This is a genomic window from Streptomyces sp. MAI_2237 (genome assembly GCF_054189285.1).
The window spans coordinates 769,091-796,063 of record NZ_JAJPGQ010000009.1; the positions used below are offsets into that span (position 1 = coordinate 769,091).

Sequence of the window (26,973 nt, forward strand, 5' to 3'; positions counted from 1 at the left end):
TGTCCTCTCTCCCCTCTCCCTTTTCCCGCAGGAGCCGCAGGACGTCGTCCTCGCCTGTGACGAGGATGCGCTCCTCGCCGATGCCCTTCCCGGCCGCGGCGCCCCGTACCACGAGAGACCCATCCCGCCGAGGGCCGCGATCAATCGTGGCCCCGGCACCACCCCCGCGCGAAAGGCCCCACCATGTCCACGCAGCGGCTCACCGAACTGCCCAACGCCGTACTGCGACTGATCGAAAAGGCCAGCGGCAGCCCCGTCGTCGACATCGCCATGATCCGCGCAGGCCTGAACAGCGCCATCGCCGCCCGCGTGACCACCGCCAGCCGCACCATGTTCGTCAAGGGCCCGCCCCGCGCCTGCTGTGGCATTGCGAGGCCGACGGCTGGAGCCTACTGGCCTTCGAATACCTCCAAGGACACCACGCCGACTACACTCCCGCCTCCCCCGACCTGCCCGCCGTCATGGCCAGCATGATCCAGCTCTCCCACATCCCAGCCCCGGCCCTTGACCTGAAAACCATGCCGCACCGTCTGCGCGGCTACGTGGACGACCCCGCAGACCTGGCCTGGTTCGCCGGCAACCACCTCCTGCACACCGAATGGAACCCCCACAACATCCTCGTCACCGGACACCACGCCCGGCTCGTGGATTGGGGCTGGGCCTCCACCGGCGCCCCCTGGATCGACCCCGCCCTTTGGCTGCTCTGGCTCATCGCCCACGGCCACACCCCCGAACAAGCCGAACAAGCCGCCGCCACACACCCCGCCTGGCAGCAAGCCCCCAACGAAGGCCTCAACGCCCTCGCCCGCACCCAACGACGCCTCTGGGACTCCATCGCCGCCCAAAGCTCCGACAACTGGGCCACACCCATGCAAGAGGCAGCCATCTCCTGGGAGGAATACCGCAGCTGATCTGACGCCGGCCCCTCCGGCAGAGCAAGGCCGGCGGTGTCGACCGCATCGCCCGCACACCGGACTTCACCGCCAGACTTCGCCAGGTCCTCATCTCCCAAAGCCCGAAACCCTCCGCCATACTGCGGCTGCCGGTCGACCGCTCCGCTGGTGAAGGCCCGCGGTCGACTTATGGGTTGCCCCGTAACCGGCGGTGTCCCCTCTCAATGAGGTTCAGTCGAGGCCGTGAAGAGCGAGGGAGTGCTGAGCTACATAAACGAGGTCGACGTAGGTCACTGCGTTAGTCGATCATGCGTTCATGCCCCTGCGAGAGACCCTTGCCCGAGTCGATGCGGACCTGGCCGCCAGCCGGGTTCCCGTCGCGCGCCAGCGCCTGCGCGGTCTCATCTCGTCCTTTCCGCACGATCTGACGCTCCGCCGTCGCCTGGCCGAGGTGTACCGGCTCTACGGCGATGCCGCCGAGGCTGGACGCTGGATGTACCTCGAAGAGGACCGGTACGTCGACGAGACCGCTGCCTTCGAGGCGCGGTACGGGTCTCCCAGGCGGCGGATGAGGGCCCTCGCCTGGCACGGCCCCGAGGCGGGGGCTGCCACCGCTTTCGCACAGGAGCAACTGGTCGCGGTGCGGACCGCCTGCGCCGAGCAACTGGGACACCCCGTCGACTGGGACGATCCCGTCTCCTACCGGGACGGCCCGGGAGGGGACTACGAGGCGGCCTCCGAGCCGTGGTCGGTCGGCGGCGTGCTGGCGGCCGTCGGCTGCCTGGTGACGGCCCTTGTGTTCCTCGCGATCTGGGTGAATGGGCTCGTTGCCCTCTTCGACTGACTCACAACACCGGGGCTTGTGAGGAGCACCGTTGAAGGTTCGGTAAGACTCCAACGGCCGTAAGCGGGACCGACCCCTCGGCGGCGCGGCTCGCGCCCCCATCCCACCGCGCCGGCTCACGGGCCTCGCGCGCTCCCGGCGATGCGGGGCCCGCCGTCCGCGGTGGCCGCCGAGGCCCCAGACCGTCCCGGCGCCGCCCCACACGCCCAGTACGCGTCCCCGCAGGTGGGCGGGCGGATCGGTCTGCAGGACGGCCGTGCACGGGCCTGTCTGCTCCGATGGCATGTCGTGGACTGGATAGGGCGTCGGGCTGCGGCGCGCATGCCCAGCCGTGGACCGGTCGATGCGGTGCTGCTGTGACCGCTCCCGAGTCAGCCGCGGCCTGTCAGGGGCGGTGGAGCGATTGCCGACGGTCTGACACGGAGTGCACGAGCGGTGTGAACAGCCGGCACGGGGGACGTCTGTTACTCACTTTCAGGTGAACGCTGTCGTCGTGCCGGGGTGGCGGGAGCTGGCGGTTGGTCGGCTCAGGCGCGAGATTTCAAGGAATCCCTCGACGGAATGCCGTCAACTTGGTGCATTCAGCATGTAGATGGTCGTTACATGCGAGAGTTGCAGGAATATGGTGGATGCGTAATCTCCTTCGCATTTCCTTCAAATCGTGAGGGATTGGGGTGCAAGGTGTGGCTGTGCGGTCAACCGGCCGCACACCAGCACAACCCACCCGGCTGACCAGCAGCTTTCGCTGTATCGGCGGGGTGTGGGCATCCGTGAAGGGGGACTTCGTGTCCGTTTCTTCTTCCGTCCGTCGCCTGACCGCCGTCACCGCTGTCGCGGCCGCTGCCGTGGGGGCCGTAGCGCTGCCGGCCGCGGCCGTCGACCACCACTCCAGCTACCCCCGCCACGCGGCGGTGTACATCAGCGGTGTGCAGGCCGACTCCCCGGGTTGGGATGATCGCTCCAACCGGTCGCTGAACCGGGAATGGGTGGACATCACCAACAGCACCCGCCGGGCGGTGAACCTCAGCGGCTGGACGCTCTCGGACGAGGATGGCCACACCTACACCTTCCGCCACGTGTGGCTGGACGGCCGGTCCACGGTCCGCGTGCACACCGGAATCGGCCGGGACGTGGAGTCCGACGTGTACCAGGACCGCCAGGCGTACGTATGGGACAACAACAGCGACACCGCCACCCTGCGCAACGACCACGGCCGCTTCATCGACGCCGTCTCCTGGGGGCGCCTCGACCGCGACCACCGCGGCGGACACCACCACTGGCACGCCGCTGACGGTGCATGACGCCGGACCGCACACCAAACGTGGCGGGCCGGGAACAGTTCGGGTGAGTTGACCGTTCATCAACACGTGGCTGCGGAGGGAACAGTGTCCCTGGGCCTCACCTTCCGCCCATGGGGACGATCGTCCGGCTGAAGCCCCATGGAGCACCCCGCCGAAAGGCGACCGCCCTCCGCACGCCACCACCTACGGCCCCGGCTGGTCTCCCCCGTCCAGCCGGGGCCTTTCCCGCACCTGCCGTCCCGCGCCCAACCGGACGCGTTTGAGACGTGGGTGTGGCGCTCCCGAACTCTGGTTCAGCCGAGGTGGAGGGTGGTCAGGGCGGTGTTCCAGTCCGTGACGATCGCCTGCTGCGCGGCGGCGAGGGTGATCTGGCCGGCGCACACCGCGGTGTGCAGCTTGGTCTCCACCGGGTCCTTCCGGTTGTTCACCCCGGCACCCTTCCGGTGACCGGGGTCAGCGGGCTCCACCCACAAGTTGCGCGGATCGTTGGGATCACCGCCGAGCTGCAGGCTGATGAGGTGGTCGTACTCTGCATCCGCCATGCGGCCCGTGTAGCCGTAGGAGGCCGCATTGAGCCTCTTCTCCTTGCCCGTGATGTAGGCGGAGGGGCGGATGCCGGAGGTGTAGCCGCCCTTGCGGCAGATCGTCGACTTCAGATTCGCCTGCGTCACCGCCGGGGAGATCGCGCCCGGCGTGCAGGCGCGGTCCTCGAGCGGTTCGCCGTGCTCGTAGCGGTAATGGCAGCTGCCGGCGGGCGGCTGCTGCTGGACGGTGTAGTGCTTCTGAGGGCCGGCGCCCACTGCGATCGCCTTCCCCCCGCCAGCCGGCGCGGCCGTGGCTGGAGCCCCGGCGGCGGGACTGTTGCGGGCGGATGCAGTCGGGTTGCCGAGCTGGACGGACGAACAGCCCGCCAGCAGCAGGCAGACGAGCACGACGGGCGGTACAACACGATGGGCAGGACTCATGACGATCCCTCACGGGCAGGCGATGGCTGAGCAGATGCTCCCCCACGACCGTCCGGTCCTACCGTGCGGGGTATCGCGCACGGGAGCACAACCACCCCCTTGCAAGGGACAGACCAGACCAAAACGGTGCGAGCCTCATCCCAGTGACGGTGGGATGAGGCTCGTCCAGCGGAGCGCCGGGCAGGCGCATGTTCGATAACCCAGAGTCGGGTGATCGACTCAAGATCGATCATAGCGTCCTCGTGGTGATCGGTGACCGAACAACGGGAGCCGCCCGCGACACGGCAAGAAGGCGGACGCCTGCGGCGCGGCTCCGCCCGCGTAGGCCCATCAAGTCAGAGGTGCCCGGCCACCCTACGTGGGGTGCCTGACCGGCCGGACAGCCTCGTCGCCGGCCCGGTCGCACTCCGCCAGGGTGCCGTCGAGCAGCTTTTGTCACAGGTCGTAATGGTCCGCGGCGGTAGCTCCACGTGACGAACGTAACCAACACGGACGAGTTCATGAGAAGACGATGCAGAACCAGGTCAAAGACGTACCAAACGTGCCCTCCAGGCCGAACCTGACCTGCCCCACCTCTCAGGTTCCATTTCTGGTGGCTAACTGACAGCCCTTCACGGAAGGCTGGCAGTCACGCCTCGTCCCTATCCTCCGGAATTCCGGGCGCGTGCCATCGCGCTGGTCCGCGCAGGCAAGCAGGCCAAACAGACGGCGATGGAACTCGGCATCCATCCCGTCACGCTGTCGAAGTGGTTGCGGCAAGACGACATCGACAACGGGCGGCGACCGGGAACGCCGTCGAGCGAGTCTGCCGAGTTGCGGGCCGCTCGCCAGCGGATCCATGAGCTGGAAACCGAGCTGGCGATCGTCCGGCAGACGGCGAAGTTCCTCGGCGAGGACAAACCCCGCCCAAAAGGCCTACCCGGTGATCGACCGACTCGTCGATGCCGGGGCACCGGTCAACAGGTGCTGCCGGATCCTTGGCGTCGCCCGGCAGAACTACTACAAGCACAAGCGCACACCGACCACTCCACGGCAGCTACGACGGGACTGGCTGACCGGACTGATCCGAGAGGTTCACGTCGCTTCCCGCGGCACCTACGGCTACCGTCGCATCCACGCCGAGCTCACCCTGGGCATGGGCATCCAGGTCTGTTCCAGGACCGTGTCGGTGCTGATGCCACAGGCGTCTACCCCTCCCCCGGCGCCAGCCCGCTGGACTTCCTGCCCTACGCCACCTCCGGGCGTCCAGCCCATGCTCTGGGCCGTCGACCTCATGGAACAGGGCCACAACCCCGCCCGCCACATCAAAGACGGCGACGCCCCCCTCGACGAAGGCGAGTAGGCCCGTGCCCGACACCAGCCCGCCGCACAAGACCAGGTTGCCGCCGGCCGACACCAGCGGCCAAGACCCCACCATCGAGAAGTCAAAGAGCGCCTAGAAGTAGGAAGCCACCAGGTCGCGGTCCACGGTGATGTTGTCGCGATCCAGTGCGGGCAGCCCCAGGTAGTCGCAGATCAGCTGGGTCAGCTGCTCCTCATAGGTATCGCTCTGATGGTCCAGTCCGGCCGCCGTGATGAGGGGGGCCATCTTGTTGGGCCAGTATTCGCCGATGTGCTCAGGGTCTTCGTAGTCGATGCAGGACGAGGTCTGGCCGTCCTTGTAGTGGTAGGCCTTGGGTCCGTGGGCCTTGGCCACGCACGGATTGGGAACGAACACCATCAGCTCAGCGCCCCGGGGGCACAGCCTGCGGTAGTCGACCCCGTCGTAGTCCTCGTGGGCAGGGTTGGACATGTGGTGCACGATCACGCCCCAGCCGCCCGGTGTTGTGTCGTTGCCGTAGGCGAACGGCGGCCGGCGCTGCGCAGACAGGCCTTCGGCCATGGCGGCCAGGGTGGTCCCCTTGAAGTAGACCAGGACAGTCTCGTCGTCCCTGTACCGGCCGTCTTCCATCCACGCCATCACGCCACACTCGATCCAACGTGTCATGCCCAGCAACATAACCGGCGCCACTGACACACCAGCACACAAAGCCGCCCCGCGACACCAAAGGCGCTCAGACACACCCAACCGCCGAAACCCGCGCCACTGCAGACCTCCAGCAGGTTGCTCACCACGGGCCAACAGGTGGGCGAGGGGGAGAGTTGGGATCACTTCGGTGGGGCGGCGAGAAAATCGGTTCTGTTGCGGCCGCTTGTTCTACCGGGCGTGTCCAGCGGGAGGCGTCTGCCGCCGCCTGGATCGACCCCGCCCTGTGGCTGCTCTGGCTCATCGCCCACGGCCACACCAGCGAGCAGGCCGAACAAACCGCCGCCGCACACCCCGCCTGGCAACAAGCCCCCAACCAAGGCCTCAACGCCCTCGCCCACGCCCAACGACGACTATGGGACTCCATCGCCGCCCAAAGCCCCGACAACTGGGCCACGCCCATGCAACAGTCCGCCGTCTCCTGGGAGGAATCCCGCGGGCAATGACCTGACGTCCCCTGTCCTGGAATCCCATTTCGGACGCAGCGCCCGGCATCACGGCCGACTCGTGATGCCGACCGGATGCTCGCCTTCCAGCCCGGGGCACTCGAGGGGACTCCGCGTTTCGGCCAAGATCGTTCTCATCTCGGGCCAGTCCGGGCAAGGGTCGTTGCATCCCACACGCCCCGCCGTCCCCGTCCTTTGGCGAAGTGAGCGCGTCTTAAAAACGTGCGTTCGAAGACCCTTCCGTCTCGTTGAGCCAGACGCACTCGAACTATCACGCGACAGGCACAGGAGGAGCCGTTGGCCCCGGTACAGGACAGCACACCGGAACCCGCGAGGGGTCCGGCCGATCCCGCCTCGCCCGGAGCAGCAGCCCCAGCACTCGCGTCGCAGCGCATCGTTCAAGAGACGGGCACAGCGCGGGAGGCTATGGTCGCCCGGCTGGAGGAGGCCGGCGTGCTGCGGCCCGGCCCGGTGCGCAACGCCCTTCTCGCGATCCGGCGCGAGGTGCTGATGCCCCAGGCCTATGTGCGGCGCAGTCAGCCCGGCGAGGAGCCGCCACGGTGGGAACTGCTGGACTGGGCGGAGCCGGCCCACCGCGACGAGCTGCTCGCCCTGCTGTACGGCGGGGAGAGCGTACTCGTCCAGCACGCCGGCGAACGGCTCCTCGGTCGTGTCCCAGGTCCGAGGTCCGGGGGAGCAATCACGTCGATGTCGAGCGTGGTGGGCATGACGGCCGGGCTCCTACAGAGCCTGGACCTCCAGCCGGGGCAGCGGGTGTTGGATATCGGCACCGGCGCTGCCGTGACCGCGGCAGTCGCTTGTTGGATCTGCGGCGATCGGACCGTGGTCACGCTGGATCGCGATGTACATCTCACCGAGGCAGCGCAGGCGCGGCTGGCCGGTCTCGGCTACCGACCAAGGGCGGTGACCGGGGACGGGGCGGACGGCTGGCCAGCCGGCGGCCCGTACGAGCGGATTTTCGTCTCGTACGCCGTCCCCAGGGTGCCGCCGGCCTGGATTGACCAACTCGCCCCGGGCGGGCAGGCGATGGCGACCCTCAGCGGCACGTCGGCGTCGTGGCCCGGCCTGGCGATCATCACCGCTACGTCCGGCGGCCGCGTACAAGGGGAACTACGTCCGGTGGAGTTCGGGCATCGGCCCGGCCATGGATTCGAGCGGCTATGCATTTCGCGGGAGTTCCTCGACCGGATAGAGGCCGGGGACGGGACCCGCGTCGTGCACACCAGCACGGCGCCTCCAGCGGACGGGGCCCGCGGATTCTGGCTTGCTCTCGATCACTTGCGGCCCGGGCTGGTCCGCAACTGGTCTGCCGACCACCTGGTCATCGGGGCGCCGGCCTGTGGTTCATGGCTCACCGCCCGGACTACTGGAGTCGACCGCTGGAGCCTGACGGCCTGTGGGCCTCGCGACATCTGGGGAGAAATCCAGGATGTCGCCGGTCTCTGGCGAGCTGCAGGCGAGCCGTCTACCTACCAGCTGCACCTCGAGGACACCCAGCAGTGGGTCACCGCTGGCGCTGCCACCGCAGAACTCTCCTGGTTGCTTCCCGACACCGACATCAAAGGCGTCCGGGAGCAATGACCGCTCACGGAACTGGCTCCTACCGCCCTGCTCCAGGAGCGAGCTCCTGCTCGCGGACCGAAACGACGACTGCTCTGGCTCGTTCGGCCCGTGCCCCGCATCTACCAGGGCCTGGGTGCTCCGAGGATCTCCCGAGGGATGCGAAGCGAGGGCTCGGACACGGCGCCCGCCCATATCTGTTCCCCGACCTTCGAGAGATGCTGACATGCCACCCGCCCGATCCGACATCAACGCTCTCGTGCAGATGTACCTGACGCGCCACCCCACCGAACGCGGCTCCATGGAGCCGTTGTTGGTGCTGCTCGAAGGAGCGGAGGATCCGACGAGCCGTGCGACGATGCCGGCGCACATCACGTGCAGTGCCGTGCTGATCGACCGGGACCGGCGCGTGCTGCACATCCTTCATAGGGCGAGCGGTCCGGCCCTCGTCCCCGGCGGTCATCCCGAGCCGGGGGATCGCACGTTGCGCGCCGCGGCGGTGCGCAAGGTGGGCGAGGAGACCGGGATCACGGCAGGCGATCTGTGCCTCACCCCGCAGCTTCTCGGTATCCCGATCGATATTGACGTTCACGACATCCAGGCCCGCCCGAACAAGGGAGAACCGCCGCACCGGCACTACGACGTACGGTTCGCCTTCTACCTGGTCGGGGAGCATCCCGAGCTCGTTCTGCAGGATGCGGAGGTCGCAGGAGCCGAGTGGCGCGGATTCGACGCGGTCAGCTCCCCGACACTGCGCGCCAAGCTGCTGGCTTCGGGGCTCGACGGCCGGCTGGAGGCGGTGAACGCCTCGGCTCTGATCTTCGACGACGCCGGCCGGTATCTGCTTCATCTGCGCGACGACCTGCTGGATATTTGGGAGCCCGGGGCATTTGCCTTGCTCGGCGGCGGCAGCGAGCCGGAGGACGTGACGCTCGAAGACACGGTCCGGCGCGAACTCGGCGAAGAAGTGCCGGATCTTGTCATCCCAAGCCTGGAGCCCTTCGCCGTGGAGAGGGCCACCGGCACCGACGGACTGTGCGTACCGATCCAGGTATTCGCCGGCCGCTGGAACGGCGACCCCGATCGTCTGCGCCTCACCGAGGGCGTCTTGTTGCGCTGGTTCGCGCCCGAGATGCTGCACCGGCTGCGTCTGAGCCCGGGAACACGCGACCTGCTGCTCCGGCACGCGGCACACCGCTCCGCCCTCCTCGGCCAAGACCCCCGCTACGAGCAGCCAAACGACAGCGGCCTTCTCGTCGCCGACCATGCCGTGGGCGCCCCCGTGCCGGGTCCCCGCACGGGAGGAGTGCCGCGTCTGGCAGTTCCGGCCGATGCGGGCGAGATCGCCCGTCTGAGGTCCGAACTCATCTTGTCTGAGCCGCTGGATGAGGACTGGCTGTCCATCTGCCGCAATCACCTCGCCGCGCGCCTTGTCCCGGGCGGGGACGCCCGGGCCTACGTCGTCGACGCCCCGGAGGGCGGGCTCGCCTGCTGTGCTCTCGCCCTTGTCGACGCCGTGCTCCCCGCTCCCCGGTACCCCAAAGGGCTGGCCGCGCGGATCCAGGCCGTCGCCACAGTTCCCGGTTACCGCCGCCGCGGCTACGCCAAGGCCGCGCTGACCGCGCTGCTCGCGCATCTGGAAGGGGACGGCGTGACGCTTTACGAGCTGCATGCCTCCGACGAGTCCGCCCCCTTGTACGCCGCCCTCGGTTTCGCCAGGGACCCGGCCCTGATGCGGATGACCCGGATCCCGTCCTCCGCTCACGCAACCGCGCACGGGACCTGATCGGCGCCGAACCGGAGCATCACAGCGAAAACCCATCACCACCCCATCCGATCAGGAGCAGCTACGTGGCTTACGTCCGCCGGGACCAGTGGGACCAGCACTACGCCGAGGACCGGGGCTTTCGCCGGGTCGGTCATGCCGAGAGGGCCCTGCTGGCCGAGCACGTTCCCGCGCCGGCCAACGGCCGGGCGCTGGACGCAGGTTGTGGAACCGGGGAATTGGCCGCCTACCTGAGCGAACTCGACTACCTCGTCGATGCCGTCGACTTCGCCGACAGCGCTCTGGCGCGGGCCCGGGCCGAGTGGGCGGACACGGTGGGCGTGCGCTGGCTGTGCCTGGACATCGCTCACGACGACCGGGCCGAACTGAGCCAGGACGGATACGACCTCATCACCCTGCGCCTGGTGTATCCCTTCGTCGGCGACCGCCAGCGGGTCATGCACGCGCTCGCCGGGCGGCTACGCCCGGGCGGCGCGATCGTGGTGATCACTCCCCTGGATGCCGGCACCCCCGCCGACCGGCGCGACATCGCGCTGGACGAGGACGAGATCCGGGTGCTGACCGAGAGCTGGCAGACCGTAGAGCGGTTCGACGCCGACGGCCTGGCGGTGCTCATCCTGCACGACGCCCGCCGAAAGTTCACCGCGGTGGAGAAGGAGGGGGCACCATCGGCGCAGGCCGTCGCCGGCGCGTGCATGGTGGTCACCGACGCCTTCGGACGGGTGCTACTCGGGCGCTCATGCGACGGTATGTGGGAGTTCCCCGGCGGCGGGGTGGAGCCCGGCGAGGACTTCCCTACGGCGGCCGTGCGCGAACTGGCCGAGGAGGCCGGGCTGAGCTGTCGTGTCCAGGACGCCCATCTGGTGGCCGTCCTCCAGGACGACCGGGGCCTGCTGCGGCGTCTGTCCGGTGTGGTGCGCGCCGTCGCCTGGTTGGGTGAACCGGCCGTCGCTGACCAGGAGTGCCACCGGTTCGAGCGGTGGGAGTGGCACGATCTGCACTCGCTGGCCGCGCTCGGCCCGATTTTCTCGCCGACCGCCCAAGCGCTGAATTTCGTGTGGCCGGGCGTGCTGCCGGGCCTGCCGCCCGTGCACGCCTACCCGGTGGCCGGCCGGCGGCCGCCGGTCGACGGCGAACCGCCGCAGGCGGCACGGCTGCGGCACGCGATGACCGACCAGATCCTTAGGCGCAGCTACCGTCTGCCGGAACCGGTCCTTGAAGCGCTGCGGTGTGTGCCGCGCCACCGGTACGCGCCCGAGGTCCCCTTGGAGACGGCGTACGACGACGACCTCGCAGTTGTCACCCTCAGGAACACGGAGGGGCGGGCGCTCAGCAGTGTCTCCGCCTCGTGGTTGCAGGGCGTCATGATCGACGCTCTGCGCCCGCAGCCCGGGATGACGATGCTGGAGGTCGGCTCGGGCGGCTGCAACGCCGAGCTCCTCGCCCACGTCGTCGGCCGGCATGGGCGCGTGGTCACGGTCGACCTCGACCCGTATGTGGTGCACCGCACCCAGCAGTTGACGGCCGAGGCGGGCAGCGGCCGCGTCACCGCGATCCTCGGCGACGGGGCCCTGGGCGCACCGGCCCACGTCCCCGCGGACGGCTTCGACGGCATTGTGGTCACCTACAACGTGTGGGACCTCTCATCCGCGTGGCGCGAGCAGCTCGCCGAGGGCGGCTACCTCGTCCTGCCGCTGGAAATGCACGGCTACACCCGCGCGATCGCTCTGCGAAAGTGCGGGAGCGTGCTGGAGGCGGGCCCCGACGATTGGACGTTCTGCGGGTTCATCCGCGACCGCGGTTCCACCGCCCGCACCACCCCCACCGTCGATCTGCCCGGCGGCCTCCAACTCCGCTTCGAGGACGGGATCCCCGCCGACACCTCCGGCCTGGAGCAGGCGGTACTAGGGCCTCGCTTCGCACTCGGCACAGGCGTGAGTGTGGCCGGGGGCGAGTCGTTCGAGACCCTGCAACTGCTCCTGGCCACCACGCTAGAGGGGTTCTGCCGACTCGCGATGGACGGCGAGCGCGACGACGGTCTGGCGGCCGTGCCGCCCGGCGCGGACGCGGCCGCCCTGGTCAGTGAAGGGTCTCTGGCGTACCTGACCCACGTCCTGGTCAAGAACAGGAACACTTCTGCCGAGCGGTGCAGCGAGTTCATCGTCCATGCCTTCGGTCCCGCTGGCGAAGGCCTCGCCCAGCAGATGGCCGTGCGGGTCCGCGATTGGGAGAGCACAGTCCGTGCCGCGGGCTACCCCCGCTTGACCGTGCACCCGGCCGGCACGACGGACCAGGAGTTGTCCGAGGGCCACGTGCTGGACAAGGCGGATTCACGGCTGGTCTTCCACTGGCCCGTCCTGGGCAGCGACACCCCGCTCACGCCAACAGCACAGGACCTGACGTGCTCCGCAGATTTCCGGTGATCACATGAGTCACCCTCGTGCGGTCACGTACTGCCTCCACGCCAACGGCCACGTCATCCGCACCACCGGTCTCCCCCACAGCCTCTCACTTCCGTACTCGACCGACTCGGCTCCCCGACCCGTACTGCCTGAAGGAGACACCACACTGTGCACGACACCGTCTGGGCCACAATCCACCGTCTCGCCCGCCGCTTCAACGAACACGACGCCGCGCTCGGCCTGAACCAAGCCGAGCAGTGGAGCCTGCAAGTCCTCAAGATCGCCGAAGAGACCGGGGAAGCCTCACAGGCGGTCATCGGCGCCCGCGGCACCAACCCCCGCAAAGAGACCGCTCCGTGGGAGGATGCTCATGCGGAAGTGGCGGATGTGGCCATCACGGCTCTGGTCGCCCTGGCCCGCATGCGCCCCGACGACGCCGCGGAGTACCTCGACCGGCATCTGGCTGCCAAGTCGGCGAAATTCCTTCTCTCCGGTCCCGCGTCAGTCCCGGCCCCGGCGGAGCCAGCCTGAGCAACTGCCGCAGAGATATCAGTCTGCGTGCTTTGGCAGGATGCTACGAAGTGTGTTGCGGGAGTGGCCTGAGAGTTGAGCGATTTCGACCTCGCTCAACCCCGATCTCTTCGCCTCGAGGACCAGGGAATCTCGAGTGGCACAGATACGCCGGTACTTCTCAAGTTTCTCCCGCGCAGCGTGTGCGTTGTCGGGTGGCGGTGCGTACGAGACGCCCGTCCTCTCGATCTTGTATGCGCGGTGCGATCGGGCGTCGCGCCGGTTCCTCTTGGCCCAACCCGAAGTGCCCCTGGCCTGAGCGGACTCCGCCCGTGATGGCTTCGTCGGCTGACCAAGGCCGTCAGGGACCGGTCCGCCGTTGCGCCACCGGCATCCCGCCCGGTGGGGATGCGGGCCGCTTCAGGCGGTATCCGGCTGGCACAGGGGTGCTGCGCTGAGAATGACGGGCCTCATCGCAGCCCGCACCATCTCATCCGCGGTCTGCTGTCTGCGGTCGACGGTCACGAAAGCGGCGCGTGCCGAAGTCCTCCCCCATCGGCGGCACTCCGTTCGGACGCGAGGTGGCGGAGCGGAGCCGGATGCGGGCGTCGAGGCCGGTGCCGGGGGCTGGGTGGAGGGTGATGGTGCCGCCGGAGGCATCGACGAGGTGGCGGACGATGGGCAGGCCGAGGCCCGTGCCGTCGTGGTGGGAGTCGGAGGAGCGCCAGAAGCGGTCGAAGGCACGTTCACGGTCGGCCTCGTTCATGCCCGGGCCCTGGTCGATGATGTGGAGTTCGGTGCCGGGGGCGCGGTGGAGGGTGATGGTGGTGCTGGGCGGGGTGACGCGCAGTGCGTTGGCGAGGAGGTTGTCGATGATCTGCTCCAGGGCGCCGGGGATCGCCCACACGTGGCCGGCGGGTGGGCCGGTGATGGTGAGGGTGACGTATTGCTCGGCGGCCAGCGGCTCCCACATCGCCACCCGGTCGGCAAGTACGGCGTCCAGGTCGACGGGTTCGGGGGTGGTGGCGGTGTTCTCCAGGCGGGCCAGGGCGAGCAGGCCCTGGACCATGCGGCCGAGGCGTTCGACCTCGCCCACGGCTTCCTCCAGGCTGGGGTGGGCGCTCGGGTCGAGGTAGGGCTCGAAGTTCTCCAGCCGCAGGCGCAGCCCGGTGAGCGGGGTTTTGAGCTGGTGGGAGGCTTCCGAGGCGAATGCCTGCTGGGCTTTGAGCAGGTGCTGGAGCCGGGTGGCGGTGCGGGTGAACGCCGCGGCGAGCCGCCGCAGTTCGGGCGGGCCGGCGGTGGCGTCGGGCGGGGTGGTGAGCTGTCCTTCGGCGAGCTGGGTGGTCGCGGCCTCCAGGGTCCGCAGCGGCCGGGTGATCCACCGGGCGAGCGTGAAGGCGACCAGGGCGACCGCGGCAAGGATGCAAAGTCCGCCCAACGCCAGGGCGCCCCAGATGTGGTGCACCCGGGTGCTGACCTGGTCCAGGGGATATGTCAGGCGCAGGGTGCCGCGGATGAGGGTGCCGGAGGAGCCGGGCGTGGTCGCGGACAGCACGTCTCGGCCGTCGCCGTCGGTCGTGGTGATGATGGTGGGCTGGTTGTTCAGCGCGCGGGCGATGTCCGGCTGCACGGCGAGGCTGATACCGGTTTGGCCGGCGGGGTCTGAGTCGGCCAGGACGATGCCCCGGTTGTCGGTGACGATGACGTGGCCGCCGGTACGGGTGGCGTAGTCGCCGACGACGTCGGGAAGCGCGTCGAGCTGACCCTTTTCGATGTTCTCCTCGGTGACCTCGGCGAGCATGGAGGCGTCGCGTTCCACGCTTTGGGAGGCGCGGGAGGTCTCGCCGCGGGCGTAGAGGTAGCCGAGTGGGATCTCCAGGCCGGCCAGCACCAGCAGGGCCAGGGCGAGGTAGCTGAGCAGCAGGCGGCGGGTCATCCGACCTCCTCGGCGGCGGTGTGGTCGCCGGGGACGGTGAGGCGGAAGCCGACACCGCGGGCGGTAGTGATCCAGCCTGGATCGCCCAGCTTGCGGCGCAGGGCGGCCACGTGGGCGTCCAGGGTTTTGGTGGGGCCGAAGAAGTGCGGGTCCCACACCGTGTCCATGATCTGCTGCCGCGAGTACACCGTCCCGGGGTCGTCAGCGAGGAAGGCGAGCAGGTCGAACTCTCTTGGTGTCAGGGCGATGTGACGGCCATCGAGGTGGACCTCGCGGGTGCGGCGGTTGAGGATCAGTGGGCCCAGCGTCTGGCCGCCGGAAGCGGATTGATGTGCCTGCGGAGGCTGCGCTGGCTCGGTCGGTGTGTAGGCGGGCGCTGCGGCGCGGCGGGTGACCGCGCGGATGCGGGCTATCAGTTCCCGAACGCCGAAGGGCTTGGGGAGGTAGTCGTCGGCGCCCAGCTCCAGCCCAACGATGCGGTCGGCTTCCTCGCCCCGCGCGGTAATCATGATGATGGGGACGGCGGAGCGGGCACGCAGGCTGCGGCAGACGTCCAGGCCGTCCATATCGGGCAGGCCGAGATCGAGCAGGACCAGATCCGGTGCGATGGGGGTGGCGGCGAGGCCGGCGGTGCCGGTGCGGACGTGGTCCACGATGAAGCCGTAGCGTCCCAGGCCCTCCGTGAGGGGTCTAGCGATTCGGTCGTCGTCTTCGATGAGCAGCAGCCGCATGGCGCCAGGCTCGCACAGCTGTGCCTGTGGAGTTGGAGGGTTCATGGGAAGCCGCCTGAGACCGGGGAGACGTGGGCGACGACGGTGGACCAACCCGTCCGGCTGACGGGGCGGCCAGACGGCGGTGGCGGGGTGTCGGGCAGCGCCGAGCGGGGAGTCAGCCGTCGGCGTCGTCGCCGTCTTGGGGTCCCCGGTTCTCCCGCTCATTCTTCTGGTCATGGTCGAGGTCCTGGCCGGTACCCGTCGGCAAACTCGTATGCGGTGGTGCGGCGGCCGGGCTCGTGGCGCCGCTCGGCGGCTTGGTGGTGGCCGGCGCAGACGGCGGAAGCGGCTGCGCGGTCTGCGCCTTCGGCACTAAGACCTGGGCGGTGCCGCCCGGGGTGGGTGGGGAGGTGACCGTGTCGCTGACGGTGGACAAAGCGAACCCGAGACCGCCCAGGACCACGAGCGCGGCGGCCGCCGTCATGAGTGCTCGCGGCCCCACGGCCGTCCGTCGCCCGCCGGCCGTGCTCCCCACGGCCCTTCTTCCGGGCCCGCGGTGCCCGACAGGATCCTGCGGCACAGCGACCGGTTTCACCGGCGCCCGTCGGGCCGGGTCGGCAGACCAGGGGTGCGCGGTCGACGAAGGGTAGTCGAAGGCGTCCTCCGCGAAGCGGTCGCGGTAGCCACACGGCGCCGGGGCGCCAGGTTCTGTATCCAGGATCGTCGTCTGTTTGGCATCCGTGGACAAAGAGGAGGTCTGCTCGGGCTCGGGCGGCATCGAGTTTCTCCCTTCCACAGGTCAGGCCCCCGGCCGTCAGCGGGTGTCCTCGGTCTCCTCGGTGCCTTCCTTCTTGGTGTCGGTGACCTTGAAGGACTTGTCGAGGTAGATCTCGATCGAGGTGCCGTCCGACTGCTTCACCTCCACCGCGTACATGCCTGGCTTCTCTGCGTCCTCCTCGGACTTCACCACCGTGCCCGGGTACGCGGCGACCGCGGCGGCCTCGGCCTTCTGCTTGATGTCCCCGGTCAGCGGCGGCTCCTTCTTGTCGTCGGTGTCGCCTCCGGCCTGGTCCGCCGCCTCAGTGTCACCGGCGCTCTGGGCCTGCTGCTGGGGGTCCGCGCCCTGGGAGCTGTCGGAGCCGGAGTCGGATCCGCCGCAGGCAACCAGCGCAAACGCCAGCACGGCGACCGGAGCGGCAAGCAGAGCACGACGACGGGGCAGAGCACGCATCGGGTATCTCCAAACACTGGGCGATCACACGTTCGAAGGCCGTGGGAGCCGGCCTCCGGGGACGACAACGACCCTAGGAACCCGCCGTCGAGAGGCAGCCCAGTAGATGGAAAGAGACAGCCCAGCAAACCGCCAATCTTTCACCACACCACACTGCCAACTCCCGTACACCAGGCATCGATTGCCGCGACCATCCGCCGTCACCCACAGTGCCGATCTTGAGGTTTCTCCCAGGCACCGATCCCGATTAGGCCTGCCACACCACCACGGCCACCAGCAGCACCGTGCGGTTGCCCTGCGCCAGCTGTGCACCCTGGGCCGTCTTCAGCCGCACCGGCTCGGGCGCCTTGTCCTGGCCCAGCTGAAGGAATCGCACCATGGGTCAGCCTCGGAAGAATGCTCCAATCACCGTGCAGTTCCCAGGAATTCATGGCCAATCACGGCCGAGTTCACGTAAGGCCCCGGACAGCCAATGGCAGGTTCACGCCATTCACGGCGTCGACAGAGTGCAGTGCATGTGTGACCAGCCTTTTCAGAGAAGAACCTTCAACCCTTTCGGCCAATCCATTCGTTATAGGTTCCTCTGCCAGCCCCTCAGCCAAAGATCCCTTCGCCTGGCCATTCACGGCTCAACTACAGGGGATCCATGACTCACACACGAACACGAAGACTTGTCATAGCCGTCTTGACCCTTGCTCTGATGACCGTCGGAGGCATCACGCCTTCGGCGGCTCTTGCAGACAGGCCCGTGGCTTCGAATCCGGCGTTTGCGACAGGCTCCAGGACGGCAGCCGACCTCCCGAAACCGCCAAAGTCCATGACTCTGGCAGAGCGGCGAAAGCAGGTAAAACAGGCGCAGGATGACCTGTCCCCCATGCGGGGCTTCCTGCATGCCCCCTCCCGGAAACCCTCAGGGAAACCGCACCCTCGACCGACAAAACGACCGAAGAGCGGCCCGGCTGCTCAGAATACGCTGAGCAGCACCACGAGCGCTGCAGCGTCGGCGCCGGATCCGGCTTGGGTGTCGGCGACCACGTCGGCCTACCCGGGATACCTCTCCATCGGCGGGCAGTTGAAGTTCGGCTCCGGCACGGCCGCCTCGTACTCCGGGATGTGGCTCTACGTCCTCGACTCGGCGGGCAACTTCGTCATCCAGCAGGAGATCAAGAAGTCCACGGGAGACCCATCGGGCCGGTTCCTGGAGACGGGGGCCTGGTGCTACGGCTGGTGGCCAGCCAACTCTTACCCGGCGGACCAGTGCTTCTGGTGGACGTCGAACCAGCTCGGCGGTGCACTGCAGGACGGCAAGAAGTACTACGCCTGGATCTTCATGGAGGGGACCGACGGCAGCGCCAGCCCAAACGGGACCACATCTCCGCTGGTGGAGGCGTTCTACACGCCGGACATCCCTGGCGCCCAGGCGGGTATCTGCACCTGCTACGCGCAGGCGCACCGCGCCGACCCGATCAACACCGCGACCGGCGTGTTCTTCGAGCAGCTGACGGACGCGAAGCTGGTCGGACCTGGCATCCCGTTGTCTCTGGAGCGCAGTTACCGCTCGGACTCGACCACGACCGGTCTGCTGGGGCGCGGTTGGTCCACGCCCTTCGACTCGAGCCTGGCGATCGCGTCCGGCAAGGTCACCTACCAGGCGGACGACGGGGCGAAGTTCGTCTTCACACAGGCGAGTGACGGCACGTACACCGCACCGGCCGGTTCGACGGCGAAGCTGGCCAAGAGCGGCAGCACCTACACCCTGACCACCCTGGACCACACCAAGCGGACGTTCGACAGTGCAGGTCATCTCACGGCGATGGTCGATGGCACCGGACAGGGTCTGAGCCTGACGTACGCCTCCGGCAAGCTCGCCTCGGTGAAGGACGCGTCGGGACGCACCACCGACTTCACGCTGGACTCCGCCGGCCTGCTGTCCAAAGCGAGCCTGCCGGACGGCACGTCGGTGACGTACGGCTACGACGGCGGCCTGCTGACCTCGGTCACCGATCCGGCGGGCAAGACCTCGTCCTACGCCTACGGCACGGACAAGCGACTGTCCTCCTACACGGACCCGGCCGGCGGCAAGGTCGTGAACACCTACGACACCACCGGGCGGATCAAGACCCAGACCGACCAGAACAACAGGACCACCAACTTCACCTGGGACGGCAGCCGCGAGTCGCACACCACCGCCCCCGACGGCGGCATCTGGACCGACGTCTATGCCGGCAATGTGCTGATGGAGAGCATCGACCCGTACGGCAAGAGCATCTCCTACGACTACGACCGTTACCTGCACCCCGTCGACATCACCGACCAGCGCGGCAACACCACGACGATGACGTACGACAGCGCCGGGAACATGCTCTCCCGCAGCGCACCCGCGTCGCTCGGCTACTCCGAGAGTTGGACCTACGACAGCGCGGGCAACGTCACCAGCCACACCGACGGCCGCGGCAACAAGACGCTGTACACCTACAACACCAGCAACCAGCTCAGCACCACCACCGACCCGCTGGGCGGCAAGACCGTCTACACGTACACCGCCCTCGGCGCGCTGGAGAGCGTCACCACGCCGCGCGGCAAGAAGACGGTCTACGGCTACGACACGGCCGGCAACCGAACCTCGGTGACCACCCCGCTGGGTGAGAAGACCACCTTCACCTACGACGGTGCGGGCCGCATCCTGACCAAGACCGACCCGCGCGGCAACGTCACGGGCGCCGACCCGGCCGCCTACACCACGAAGTACGCCTACGACGGCCGCGGGCCTGCTCAGCTCCGCCACGGATCCGCTGGGCCGTACCACCGTCTACGGCTACAACGGCGCCGAACAGCTCACCTCGATCAAGGACCCCGCGGGCAATACCACCCGCTACGCGTACGACGACGCCGGCAACCTCACCAAGACCACCGACGCCTCCGGCCAGTCGGTCACCCGGACCTTCGACGCCCACGGCAACGTCACCTCCGAGACCGACCCGCTGGGCGACAAGACGACGCACACCTACGACAAGGTCGGCAGGCTGCTGAGCACGGTGTCGCCGCGCGGCAACGTCTCTGGGGCCAATGCGGCCGCCTACACGACGAGTTACATCTACGACGCGGCAGGCAACCGGACGAAGGTCACCGGGCCAACGGGTGCGTCCGTAAGCACCGAGTACGACGACGTCAACCGGCCGGCCAAGGTCACCGATCCGCTCGGCAACGCCACCACCTACGCCTACGACGCGGTCGACAACGTCACCAAGGTCACCGACGCCCTCGGCAAGAGCGTCAGCTCCGCCTACGACAAGAACAACCGCCTGAGCACCACGACCAACCAGCTCACCAAGACCACCACCTACGCCTACGACGCCGACGGCAATCTGCTCAGCCGCACCACCCCGCTGGGCAACAAGGAGAGCTGGACCTACGACGGCGACGGCCGCCAGGCCACGGCCGTGGACCCGCGCGGAAACGCCACCGGCGCCGACCCTGCGCAGTACACCACGACCAACGGCTACGACCCGGCGGGCAACCTCACCACGGTCACCGACCCACTCGGCGGGATAACGATCACGGTCTATGACGCGGCCGGCAACGTCACCAAGCGCACCGACGCCGACAAGCACTCCACCGGCTTCGGCTACGACAAACTCGACCAACTCACCACGGTGACCGCCCCCGACGGCGGCCAGACCTCCTACACCTACGACGCGGTCGGCAACGTCCTCACCCGCACCGACGCCAACACCCACGTCACCACCTACGGCTACGACACCGCCCGCCACCTCACCACGGTCACCGACCCGCTGAACCGCGTCACGTCCTACGACTACGACGCCGACGGCAACCTGGCCAAGAAGACCACGCCGCGCGGTTCGACCTCCTACACCTACGACCCCCGCTCGCTGCTCACGGCGATCGACTATTCGGACTCCACCCCCGACGTCTCGTACGGCTACAACGCCGCCGGGCAGATGACCTCACGGGCGAACTCCAAGATCTCCGAGGACTTCGGCTACGACGACGTCGGCAACCTGACCAAGACCCGGGGCTTCTCCTACACCTACGACGGCGCCGGGCAGATGCTCACCCGCAAGTACGCCGACGGCAACACCGTCTCCTACGCCTACGACAACGACGGCCGGACGTCCTCGATGACCGCCGACAACGTCACCACGACCTACACCTGGGACGCGGCCGGCAATCTGACCCGCTCGAGCCTGCCCAACACCGAGACCGAGGACCGCGCCTACGACCCCGCCGGCCGGCTGACGGCGGTCACCTCCGCCAAGTCCGGCACCACGGTCACCAAGACCGCACTCACCCTCTCCCCCGCCGGGCTGCCCACCCACGTCGACGTCACCCGGGCCAGTGTCGGCACCGGCGGGTACGACCTCACCTACGACATCGCAGGCCGCCTCACCTCAGGCTGCGCCCCGCAGCCCTGGGTCACCGGCTGCGCGTCGGGCCGCACCACCTCCTACACCTACGACAAGGTCGGCAACCGCCTGACCTCCACCCTCGGCACCACCAGCACCGGCTACACCTACGACGACGCCGACCAGCTGAAGTCCACCACCACCGGCACCGCGACCACCGCCTACGACTACGACTACGACGGCGAGGGCAACCAGACCAAGGCAGGCGCCGACACCTACACCTACGACCTGGCCGGACAGATCTCCGCCGCCACCATCGCCGGCAGCAACTACACCTACGACCACGACGCCAGCGGCAACCAGGTCACCGTCGCAAAAGACGGCACCGTCACCAACCGCACCCAGTGGGACCCCAACGCACCCCTGCCCCTCCTGGCCACCGAATACGACAGCGCCTGGACCCTCAAGCAGTCCTACCGCTACGACCCCCTCGGCCAGCCGGCAGCGACCAAGAACACCGCGGGCGCACTCTTCTACTACCACCACGACACCCAAGGCTCCCCCGTCGACGTCACGGGCAGCACCGGCACCCTCTACCAGCGCTGGGCCTACGACCCGTACGGCACCCGCACCCTGAACACCGTCACCAGCGGCGCCCCCGCGAACACCCCGTCCTACACGGGCGCCCGCTACGAGACCACGACAGGCAACCTCGACCTCCACGCCCGCCAGTACAGTCCCACAACCGGCCGCTTCAACCGCCCCGACCCCGCCACCCCCGACCACAGCAGCCCCTACGTCACGACATACGCCTACGCCAACAACACCCCCACCCTCTACACCGACCCCAGCGGGCCTGAGCCCCGACGACCCCAACAACGGGCATATCGACAGCCTCGGCGAGGGCCTGAAGATCTTCGGTGACGGCTTTCTCCAAGGCCTCAAGGCCCCCTTCGAATTCCTCGGGGACACCTACGACGCCGCCACCGGCCAGAACGGCGGCGCCGGAGCCTTCGTCGACAAATATCTCCCCATCCGCCCCGCCTACCGCCTCTACCGCGCCGAATACATGCTCCGCCAGCAGGGCTGCGACGCACTCGCCGACCTGTATGGGGAAGCAGCCGACGAACTCACCCAGCAGATCGCCGTCACCGGCGTCGGCGGGCTCACCGGATGGCGACGAGAGGCTGCCGATCCCGCAGGAGGCGCTGGTCGCTGGTGGGGCCCTGAGAAGAACACTCTCACTGGCCTGCCCTACAGCTCCCCAACCACTGAAAGTGCGGCTTCCCGGATCAATCCCGAGGGTGGAACCCATAACTGCGGCCTGTGCGCTGTAGCCGGAGACGAAATGCTGGCTGGAAAGAAGCCGGTGCCGGTCCCGGGTGCGGCTCACGTCCTGACCTTGCAGGAAGTCGCCAACATGGTCGGGGGAGCCTTCTTCAAGAAGAACGGCTTGTCGGCGGTGGTAAGTGAGGTACTCAAGTGGGGTGACGGGGCGCGCGGCATCGTCTTCAAAGGCCCGCAGGTAGGTATCGGACACTACTTCAACGTGGTCAACGACCAAGGCAAGGTAGTGTTCTTCGACTTCCAGAGAGGACGGGCAACGCCTGAGGGCGGCCATAACTACTACCTGATGAGGACGAACTGACGTGTTGAACGCGACGGAGGCTCTGGAGAAGGCCAAGGTGTTCCTGTCAGAGCGGAGTCTGGGCATGACGCCTCATCCTGTACGCGTAGCAGAGGAAGCCAGCTTCATCGACGGCGACCGTCTTATCGCCCTGTGGGACACAGTGGAGTTCTTGGACGGGGGCAACGACATGATGCGTCTCGGAGGCAACATGCCCATCTCGGTCTCGCTGCGGACCGGAGAGTGCATCTTCCTGACGTGGGAAGAGGCAGAGGACCTCATGGAACGCGGCCTTTTCTGAGTCGACCTCCCGTAACCAGCTCCACAATCGTTCCAAAGAAACCGAAGGGGGCCGGTCGGCCGGCTCCCTTCGGTGTTCTCAGTGACCAGCCTGGTCGGGCATGACGGCTTAGTTGTCACCTTCACAAGGCACGGGGTAATCCCATGACATACCAACCGGAGAACCTGAACTACCTTTGGGACGGATCCGAAGACGGCTGGGTCGTCTTCACATCCGACCTCGGACTCGGCACCATCTACAACATCCATACGCGTATGGCGCTGCTCCACTCCCTCAGTGCCTGGAGCACACGGCTACCCTGTGGACAGCGGCCTGTGCTCCGAGCCCAAGTCGAGAGCGGCCACGCGGTGTAGAAAAGGGCACCAGACGGGGGGTTTGGTGACAAGCGCACGTGCGCGGCCACCAGCCCTGCCGACCGGCCAGCGATGCGGCCGGTGCGCGATTCACCCGCTGCTCCCGACCCACGCGGCACATGTACCCCTACCCGGTTCATTGCCGCGAGAGACGCGCGACCGACACGAGTGGGCTCCCCAATTCACCTGCCGATCGGTCATGGTCATGCCTCCGGGGTGAGCGCGATGCGGCCGTCGAGATCGCGGTTTTCCATGCGCTGGTGGGCGGTGACGGCCTGGCTGAACGGCAGTACCTCGACGTCGGTGTTCGCCAGGCCGGCGGCGGCCACCTCGACGGCCGCGGCGAGGGCGGCGGGAACGACCTGTGGATGGGCGGGCAGGAACGCGCCGGCGTTGTAGCCGCTGACGGTGATACTTCGGAACCAGAGCTGGTTGGTGTCCACTTGGTGGCCCCAGTCGTCAGACGCGTTGCCCGCAGCGATGAGACGGCTGCCCGGGATCATCACGTCGAGGCTCTGGGTGCGCAGTGCTCCGCCGACGGGGTCGATGACCACGTCGAACTTCTCCTCACCGAGCGCGCTGTGCAGGTCTGTGGAGTCCACGATCCGGTCGTAGGGAAGCTTCGTCGCCTCAGCTCCCGGCATCGGGTCGTCGCAGTCGACCAGGGCGGTCACGGCGCCAGTGAACGGCACCCGCAGGACCGTTCGCGCGCCGCCTACGTCGCCGATGTCGTCGCGGTGCTGGAGCAACTGGACCTCCGCCAGGCCGTCCTGATCGGCCAGTCGCTGGCGGTCATACCGCGATGCTGACCGCCGCCGGGCATCCCGACCTCGTGCGCGGGCTCGTCCTTGTGGAAGCCGGGCCGGGACAGGAAGGTCCGGATATTCCCGCTGAGGTCGGCCGATGGCTCGATGCATGGCCGGTCCCCTTCCCGCCGCAAGAGGCCGCGGCAGCGTTCCTTGGCGGTGGCCCGGTCGGTGAGGGCTGGGCCGCCGGACTTGAGGAACGGGGCGGCGCATGGTGGCCCCGCTTCGACCGCGACGTGATGGTCGACTCCCTGGCTGAGAACACCCAGCGTTCCTACTGGGACGAGTGGACAACCCGCACCTGCCCGACGCTGGTCCTCCTCGGCCAGGCCGGCATCATCGCTCCGCAGAGCACCTCCACCCAAGAAGACCCCTCTTCGTAGTGGAACTCATCGCTCGATGCCGCCTCGGGAGTGGCCCTCCGCGGCTGCGAGTCACAGGTGGCCTGAACACAACCCGGCGAACCTATGCGATCACAGCACTAGCCAGCACCCGCACTGCGCACTCGGACGGGTGAAGTCGCAGCCCGCGCAGAACTCCGCCCGGGTCTGGTACGTCATGCCGGTCATGAGGCCGATCCACGATGCGCATGTCGCCGAGCCGGGACTGGCCGTGCTCGAGGTCGCGGCCTATGACGACGCCACCGCCTTCGCCGTCCAGGAACTGCTCGCCGCACGGTGCGCGATCACCCATGCAGACCGTACGATCCGCGAGCCGGGCAAACCCGGCGTCCGGCTGCGCTGCTTCCTAGACCTGCGCCAGGAACCCGACATGTGATCAGCCACCGGGCGCCCAGCCGGCGTGGCCGGGACATGCCGTGGCCCCGGGCGCCATAGCGCTGGGGCCACGGATGCAGGCTGCGGTGGGGAAGGACGGGTCTCCTGCGCGGCGAAGGGCCCTGAAGGGCTTCAGCCGAACGTTCGACGTTGCGTGGACCGTGCACGGCATGAGCGGATCGCACACTGCTGCGCGACGAAGCCGAGGCCAGTCCAGCGTCCCGGCGACAGCGATGCCGTGCGGCTGGCGGGCCTGGCATCCCTGTCGGTCACCGGGCCGTCAGTTGCGCTGGACCCGTACGTCCCATCGGCATGCACCTGGCCGGCGTCGGCAGTCGCTCAGCGTTCCTCGTCATGGACGAGACCTCCGGCGTACCTTCGTCGCCGTTGAACGCAGCTTGCTGAGCGAGTCTTTTCCCAAGGCCGGCAGCGGTGAGCGGTCCCGGCAGAGATCGCCACACTGGGCGGCCTAGGAGTTGTCTTCAATTGTCACGCCCACATCAGGAGCGAGGCGAGGGTGACGGCTGCCTGGTAGGACTCGGCGGTCTTCTCGTAGCGGGTCGCGATGCCGCGCCACTGCTTGAGGCGGTTGAAGCACCGTTCCACGACGTTGCGCCGCTTGTAGAGCTGCTTGTCGAAGGCCGGCGGACGCCCGCCGCGGCTGCCGCGGCGGAGCCGGTTGCGGACCTGGTCGGCCCGCTCGGGAATGGTGTGTGGGATGCCCCGGTGCCGCAGCCAAAACCGTATGGCGCGGGAGCTGTAGCCCTTGTCGCCCAGAACGTGCGCGGGCCGCACCCGGGGCCGCCCCACCCCCATGCGGGGCACGCGGATCGCCTCCATCACGGCGGTGAACTGCGTGCAGTCGTTGGTGTTCCCGCCCGTGACCACGAAGGCCAGCGGGCGCCCGAAGGCATCGCAGGCCAGGTGTATTTTGCTGGTCAGGCCGCCCCGGGAGCGTCCGAGCCCCGGGCTGCGCGGCCCCCTTTTCGGGCCCCCGCCGCATGCTGGTGGGCTCGCACGACGGTGGAGTCGACCGACACCAGCCAATCGATGTCCCCAGCGGCGTCCGCCCTGGCCTGCGCGGTCCGCAGCATCCGCTCAAAGGTTCCATCCAGAGCCCACCGACGGAAGCGGGTGTGCAGTGTCTGCCACGGCCCGTACCGCTCGGGCACATCCCGCCAGGCCGTACCGGTGCGGAACTTCCACACGATCCCGTTGAGGACCCTTCGGTCGTCCAACCGCTTCCGGCCACGTAGGGACGCGGGCAACAGCGGTCGGACGAACTCCCACTCCGCATCGGACAGTTCATGGCGACGAATCACCCGACCATGATCCACCAAGCAAGATCAATTGAAGACACGACCTAGGCGTCGCAGGCAGGTGAACGTTGGTGTTCCCGCGGGGGGTTGTGGGTCGGCTTTAGTTCAGCGCGTCGAGCGCGGAAAGGATGTCGGCCGGTTCGGCGCGGGTGGTGTAGTCGGCGTGGACGAAGGCCCAGTGGATCTCTCCGTCGCGGTCGATGACGTAGGTGGCGGGCAGCGGGAGAGTGCGCGGGTGGCCGCCGTTGACGCGCTGGAGGTCGAAGCCGAGCTTGTCGTAGACGGCGGCGAGGTCGTCGGGGAGGTCGAAGGCGAGACCGTACTGCTTGGCGGTGTCGGAGCCGATGTCGCTCAGGACGTCGAAGGCGAGTGCGTGCTTCTGGGTCAGGGTGAGGGACTCGTCGGGGATCTGCGGGGAGACGGCCACCAGGCGCGCACCGCGGGCGGTGATCGCCTCGTGGTGCTGCTGGAGGGAGTGCAGGGCGATGTTGCAGTACGGGCACCAGGCGCCGCGGTAGAAGGTCAGCACGACGGGGCCGTCGGTGAGCAGGTCGTCCAGGGCCAGGGTCTGTCCGGTCGCGGTGGGGAGGCTGAAGCGCGGTGCCTGGGCGCCGACGGTCAGGGCGCGGTCGGTCTGGCCGGAGTCGGCGAGTTCCTGGCCGGCTCGCTGCATGATCTGCCGGATCTCGGCGGGGATCTGCTGCTGACGGGCTTCGTAGAAGGTGCGCAGTTCGGCGTTGAGGCTGGTCATGGTGCTGGTTCCTCCTGGTTGGCGACTGGAGCGGGACCCATC

The 26,973-nt window shown here is 68.3% G+C and carries 20 protein-coding genes and 5 pseudogenes; 15 read left to right on the plus strand and 10 right to left on the minus strand.

Translation table 11 applies throughout. The features are described from left to right. The first annotated feature begins 183 nt into the window (after positions 1 to 183). The 4 genes from LN251_RS38910 (at position 184) to LN251_RS38925 (ending at position 3,038) form a co-directional block, all read left to right on the plus strand. Complete coding sequence (locus tag LN251_RS38910) at positions 184 to 474, plus strand: hypothetical protein (RefSeq protein WP_458248867.1); 291 nt, start codon at positions 184 to 186, stop codon at positions 472 to 474. 44 nt (positions 475 to 518) lie between these two features. Then, positions 519 to 911: a hypothetical protein gene (locus LN251_RS38915; RefSeq protein WP_458248868.1), complete on the plus strand. Its 393-nt coding sequence runs from the start codon at positions 519 to 521 to the stop codon at positions 909 to 911. A 298-nt stretch (positions 912 to 1,209) separates the two neighbouring features. Further along, on the plus strand, positions 1,210 to 1,737 hold the full coding sequence (locus LN251_RS38920) for a DUF6584 family protein (protein ID WP_458248869.1): 528 nt from the start codon (positions 1,210 to 1,212) through the stop codon (positions 1,735 to 1,737). 785 nt (positions 1,738 to 2,522) lie between these two features. Continuing rightward, entirely contained in the window at positions 2,523 to 3,038 is a 516-nt protein-coding gene (locus LN251_RS38925; RefSeq protein WP_458248870.1) for a lamin tail domain-containing protein, read from the plus strand. 293 nt (positions 3,039 to 3,331) lie between these two features. On the opposite strand, the gene LN251_RS38930 is transcribed toward LN251_RS38925, so the two are convergent. Then, positions 3,332 to 4,003 (minus strand): hypothetical protein, encoded by a 672-nt coding sequence (locus tag LN251_RS38930; RefSeq protein ID WP_458248871.1) that lies wholly within the window; start codon positions 4,001 to 4,003, stop codon positions 3,332 to 3,334. A gap of 621 nt (positions 4,004 to 4,624) precedes the next feature. Between LN251_RS38930 and LN251_RS38935 the strand changes: the two are divergent. After that, positions 4,625 to 5,216: pseudogene (locus tag LN251_RS38935) on the plus strand (transposase); the annotation flags it as partial. Further along, positions 5,150 to 5,345 (plus strand): annotated as a pseudogene (locus tag LN251_RS38940) (hypothetical protein); the annotation flags it as partial. The pseudogenes LN251_RS38935 and LN251_RS38940, both read left to right, overlap by 67 nt. A gap of 93 nt (positions 5,346 to 5,438) precedes the next feature. Here the strand turns inward: LN251_RS38940 and LN251_RS38945 are convergent. Then, positions 5,439 to 5,990 carry a hypothetical protein gene (locus LN251_RS38945; RefSeq protein ID WP_458248872.1) on the minus strand — a complete coding sequence of 184 codons (552 nt, stop codon included), beginning with the start codon at positions 5,988 to 5,990 and terminating at the stop codon, positions 5,439 to 5,441. A gap of 155 nt (positions 5,991 to 6,145) precedes the next feature. Between LN251_RS38945 and LN251_RS38950 the strand changes: the two genes are divergently transcribed. The 5 genes from LN251_RS38950 to LN251_RS38970 all read left to right on the plus strand — a co-directional run bounded on the left by LN251_RS38950 (position 6,146) and on the right by LN251_RS38970 (position 12,775). Further along, a complete protein-coding gene (locus tag LN251_RS38950; protein ID WP_458248873.1) occupies positions 6,146 to 6,475 on the plus strand; it encodes a hypothetical protein in 330 nt (109 codons plus the stop codon). Between the two features lie 426 nt (positions 6,476 to 6,901). Further along, on the plus strand, positions 6,902 to 8,077 hold the full coding sequence (locus LN251_RS38955) for a protein-L-isoaspartate O-methyltransferase family protein (RefSeq protein ID WP_458248874.1): 1,176 nt from the start codon (positions 6,902 to 6,904) through the stop codon (positions 8,075 to 8,077). A 244-nt stretch (positions 8,078 to 8,321) separates the two neighbouring features. Further along, positions 8,322 to 9,842 (plus strand): GNAT family N-acetyltransferase, encoded by a 1,521-nt coding sequence (locus tag LN251_RS38960; protein ID WP_458249520.1) that lies wholly within the window; start codon positions 8,322 to 8,324, stop codon positions 9,840 to 9,842. A gap of 65 nt (positions 9,843 to 9,907) precedes the next feature. Next, positions 9,908 to 12,265, plus strand: coding sequence for a methyltransferase, FxLD system (fxlM, locus tag LN251_RS38965; RefSeq protein ID WP_458248875.1), 2,358 nt, complete (start codon positions 9,908 to 9,910; stop codon positions 12,263 to 12,265). Positions 12,266 to 12,412: 147 nt separating this feature from the next. Further along, a complete protein-coding gene (locus tag LN251_RS38970) occupies positions 12,413 to 12,775 on the plus strand; it encodes a MazG-like family protein (RefSeq protein ID WP_458248876.1) in 363 nt (120 codons plus the stop codon). A 469-nt stretch (positions 12,776 to 13,244) separates the two neighbouring features. Here LN251_RS38970 and LN251_RS38975 read toward each other — a convergent pair whose 3' ends face one another. From LN251_RS38975 to LN251_RS38995, 5 genes are all read right to left on the minus strand, one after another. Further along, positions 13,245 to 14,690 (minus strand): sensor histidine kinase, encoded by a 1,446-nt coding sequence (locus LN251_RS38975; RefSeq protein WP_458248877.1) that lies wholly within the window; start codon positions 14,688 to 14,690, stop codon positions 13,245 to 13,247. Further along, complete coding sequence (locus LN251_RS38980; RefSeq protein WP_458248878.1) at positions 14,687 to 15,421, minus strand: response regulator transcription factor; 735 nt, start codon at positions 15,419 to 15,421, stop codon at positions 14,687 to 14,689. Before LN251_RS38980 ends, LN251_RS38975 begins: the two co-directional genes overlap by 4 nt. Positions 15,422 to 15,578: 157 nt before the next feature. Continuing rightward, entirely contained in the window at positions 15,579 to 15,887 is a 309-nt protein-coding gene (locus LN251_RS38985) for a hypothetical protein (protein ID WP_458248879.1), read from the minus strand. A gap of 330 nt (positions 15,888 to 16,217) precedes the next feature. Continuing rightward, positions 16,218 to 16,634, minus strand: a complete 417-nt coding sequence (locus LN251_RS38990) for a PepSY domain-containing protein (protein ID WP_458248880.1) — start codon at positions 16,632 to 16,634, stop codon at positions 16,218 to 16,220. Between the two features lie 247 nt (positions 16,635 to 16,881). Next, complete coding sequence (locus LN251_RS38995; RefSeq protein ID WP_458248881.1) at positions 16,882 to 17,013, minus strand: hypothetical protein; 132 nt, start codon at positions 17,011 to 17,013, stop codon at positions 16,882 to 16,884. Positions 17,014 to 17,451: 438 nt separating this feature from the next. Between LN251_RS38995 and LN251_RS39000 the strand changes: the two are divergent. Beyond that, positions 17,452 to 22,646, plus strand: a pseudogene (locus LN251_RS39000) (DUF6531 domain-containing protein). A 1-nt stretch (position 22,647) separates the two neighbouring features. Beyond that, positions 22,648 to 22,926, plus strand: a complete 279-nt coding sequence (locus LN251_RS39005; protein WP_458248882.1) for a hypothetical protein — start codon at positions 22,648 to 22,650, stop codon at positions 22,924 to 22,926. 556 nt (positions 22,927 to 23,482) lie between these two features. Here the strand turns inward: LN251_RS39005 and LN251_RS39010 are convergent. Further along, a complete protein-coding gene (locus LN251_RS39010; RefSeq protein WP_458248883.1) occupies positions 23,483 to 23,923 on the minus strand; it encodes a zinc-binding dehydrogenase in 441 nt (146 codons plus the stop codon). Here LN251_RS39010 and LN251_RS39015 point away from each other — a divergent pair. Both LN251_RS39015 and LN251_RS39020 read left to right on the plus strand, forming a co-directional pair. Continuing rightward, positions 23,861 to 24,435, plus strand: a pseudogene (locus LN251_RS39015) (alpha/beta fold hydrolase); the annotation flags it as partial. The gene LN251_RS39010 and the pseudogene LN251_RS39015 sit on opposite strands and share 63 nt — an antisense overlap. 163 nt (positions 24,436 to 24,598) lie before the next feature. Beyond that, positions 24,599 to 24,862, plus strand: coding sequence for a DUF6207 family protein (locus LN251_RS39020; RefSeq protein ID WP_458248884.1), 264 nt, complete (start codon positions 24,599 to 24,601; stop codon positions 24,860 to 24,862). A gap of 488 nt (positions 24,863 to 25,350) precedes the next feature. Here the strand turns inward: LN251_RS39020 and LN251_RS39025 are convergent. After that, positions 25,351 to 26,180: pseudogene (locus LN251_RS39025) on the minus strand (IS5 family transposase). Between the two features lie 100 nt (positions 26,181 to 26,280). Continuing rightward, positions 26,281 to 26,931 carry a peroxiredoxin-like family protein gene (locus LN251_RS39030; protein WP_458248885.1) on the minus strand — a complete coding sequence of 217 codons (651 nt, stop codon included), beginning with the start codon at positions 26,929 to 26,931 and terminating at the stop codon, positions 26,281 to 26,283. Positions 26,932 to 26,973: the final 42 nt, after the last annotated feature.

Excerpts from the sequence above, each read along its gene's own strand:
- LN251_RS38910 (WP_458248867.1), top strand. The coding sequence starts at position 184 with ATGTCCACGCAGCGGCTCACCGAACTGCCCAACGCCGTACTGCGACTG.
- LN251_RS38915 (WP_458248868.1), top strand. The coding sequence starts at position 519 with ATGCCGCACCGTCTGCGCGGCTACGTGGACGACCCCGCAGACCTGGCC.
- LN251_RS38920 (WP_458248869.1), top strand. The coding sequence starts at position 1,210 with ATGCCCCTGCGAGAGACCCTTGCCCGAGTCGATGCGGACCTGGCCGCC.
- LN251_RS38930 (WP_458248871.1), bottom strand. The coding sequence starts at position 4,003 with ATGAGTCCTGCCCATCGTGTTGTACCGCCCGTCGTGCTCGTCTGCCTG.
- LN251_RS38945 (WP_458248872.1), bottom strand. The coding sequence starts at position 5,990 with ATGACACGTTGGATCGAGTGTGGCGTGATGGCGTGGATGGAAGACGGC.
- LN251_RS38955 (WP_458248874.1), top strand. The coding sequence starts at position 6,902 with ATGGTCGCCCGGCTGGAGGAGGCCGGCGTGCTGCGGCCCGGCCCGGTG.
- LN251_RS38960 (WP_458249520.1), top strand. The coding sequence starts at position 8,322 with ATGTACCTGACGCGCCACCCCACCGAACGCGGCTCCATGGAGCCGTTG.
- LN251_RS38975 (WP_458248877.1), bottom strand. The coding sequence starts at position 14,690 with ATGACCCGCCGCCTGCTGCTCAGCTACCTCGCCCTGGCCCTGCTGGTG.
- LN251_RS38980 (WP_458248878.1), bottom strand. The coding sequence starts at position 15,421 with ATGCGGCTGCTGCTCATCGAAGACGACGACCGAATCGCTAGACCCCTC.
- LN251_RS38985 (WP_458248879.1), bottom strand. The coding sequence starts at position 15,887 with ATGACGGCGGCCGCCGCGCTCGTGGTCCTGGGCGGTCTCGGGTTCGCT.
- LN251_RS38990 (WP_458248880.1), bottom strand. The coding sequence starts at position 16,634 with ATGCGTGCTCTGCCCCGTCGTCGTGCTCTGCTTGCCGCTCCGGTCGCC.
- LN251_RS38995 (WP_458248881.1), bottom strand. The coding sequence starts at position 17,013 with ATGGTGCGATTCCTTCAGCTGGGCCAGGACAAGGCGCCCGAGCCGGTG.
- LN251_RS39010 (WP_458248883.1), bottom strand. The coding sequence starts at position 23,923 with ATGCCGGGAGCTGAGGCGACGAAGCTTCCCTACGACCGGATCGTGGAC.
- LN251_RS39030 (WP_458248885.1), bottom strand. The coding sequence starts at position 26,931 with ATGACCAGCCTCAACGCCGAACTGCGCACCTTCTACGAAGCCCGTCAG.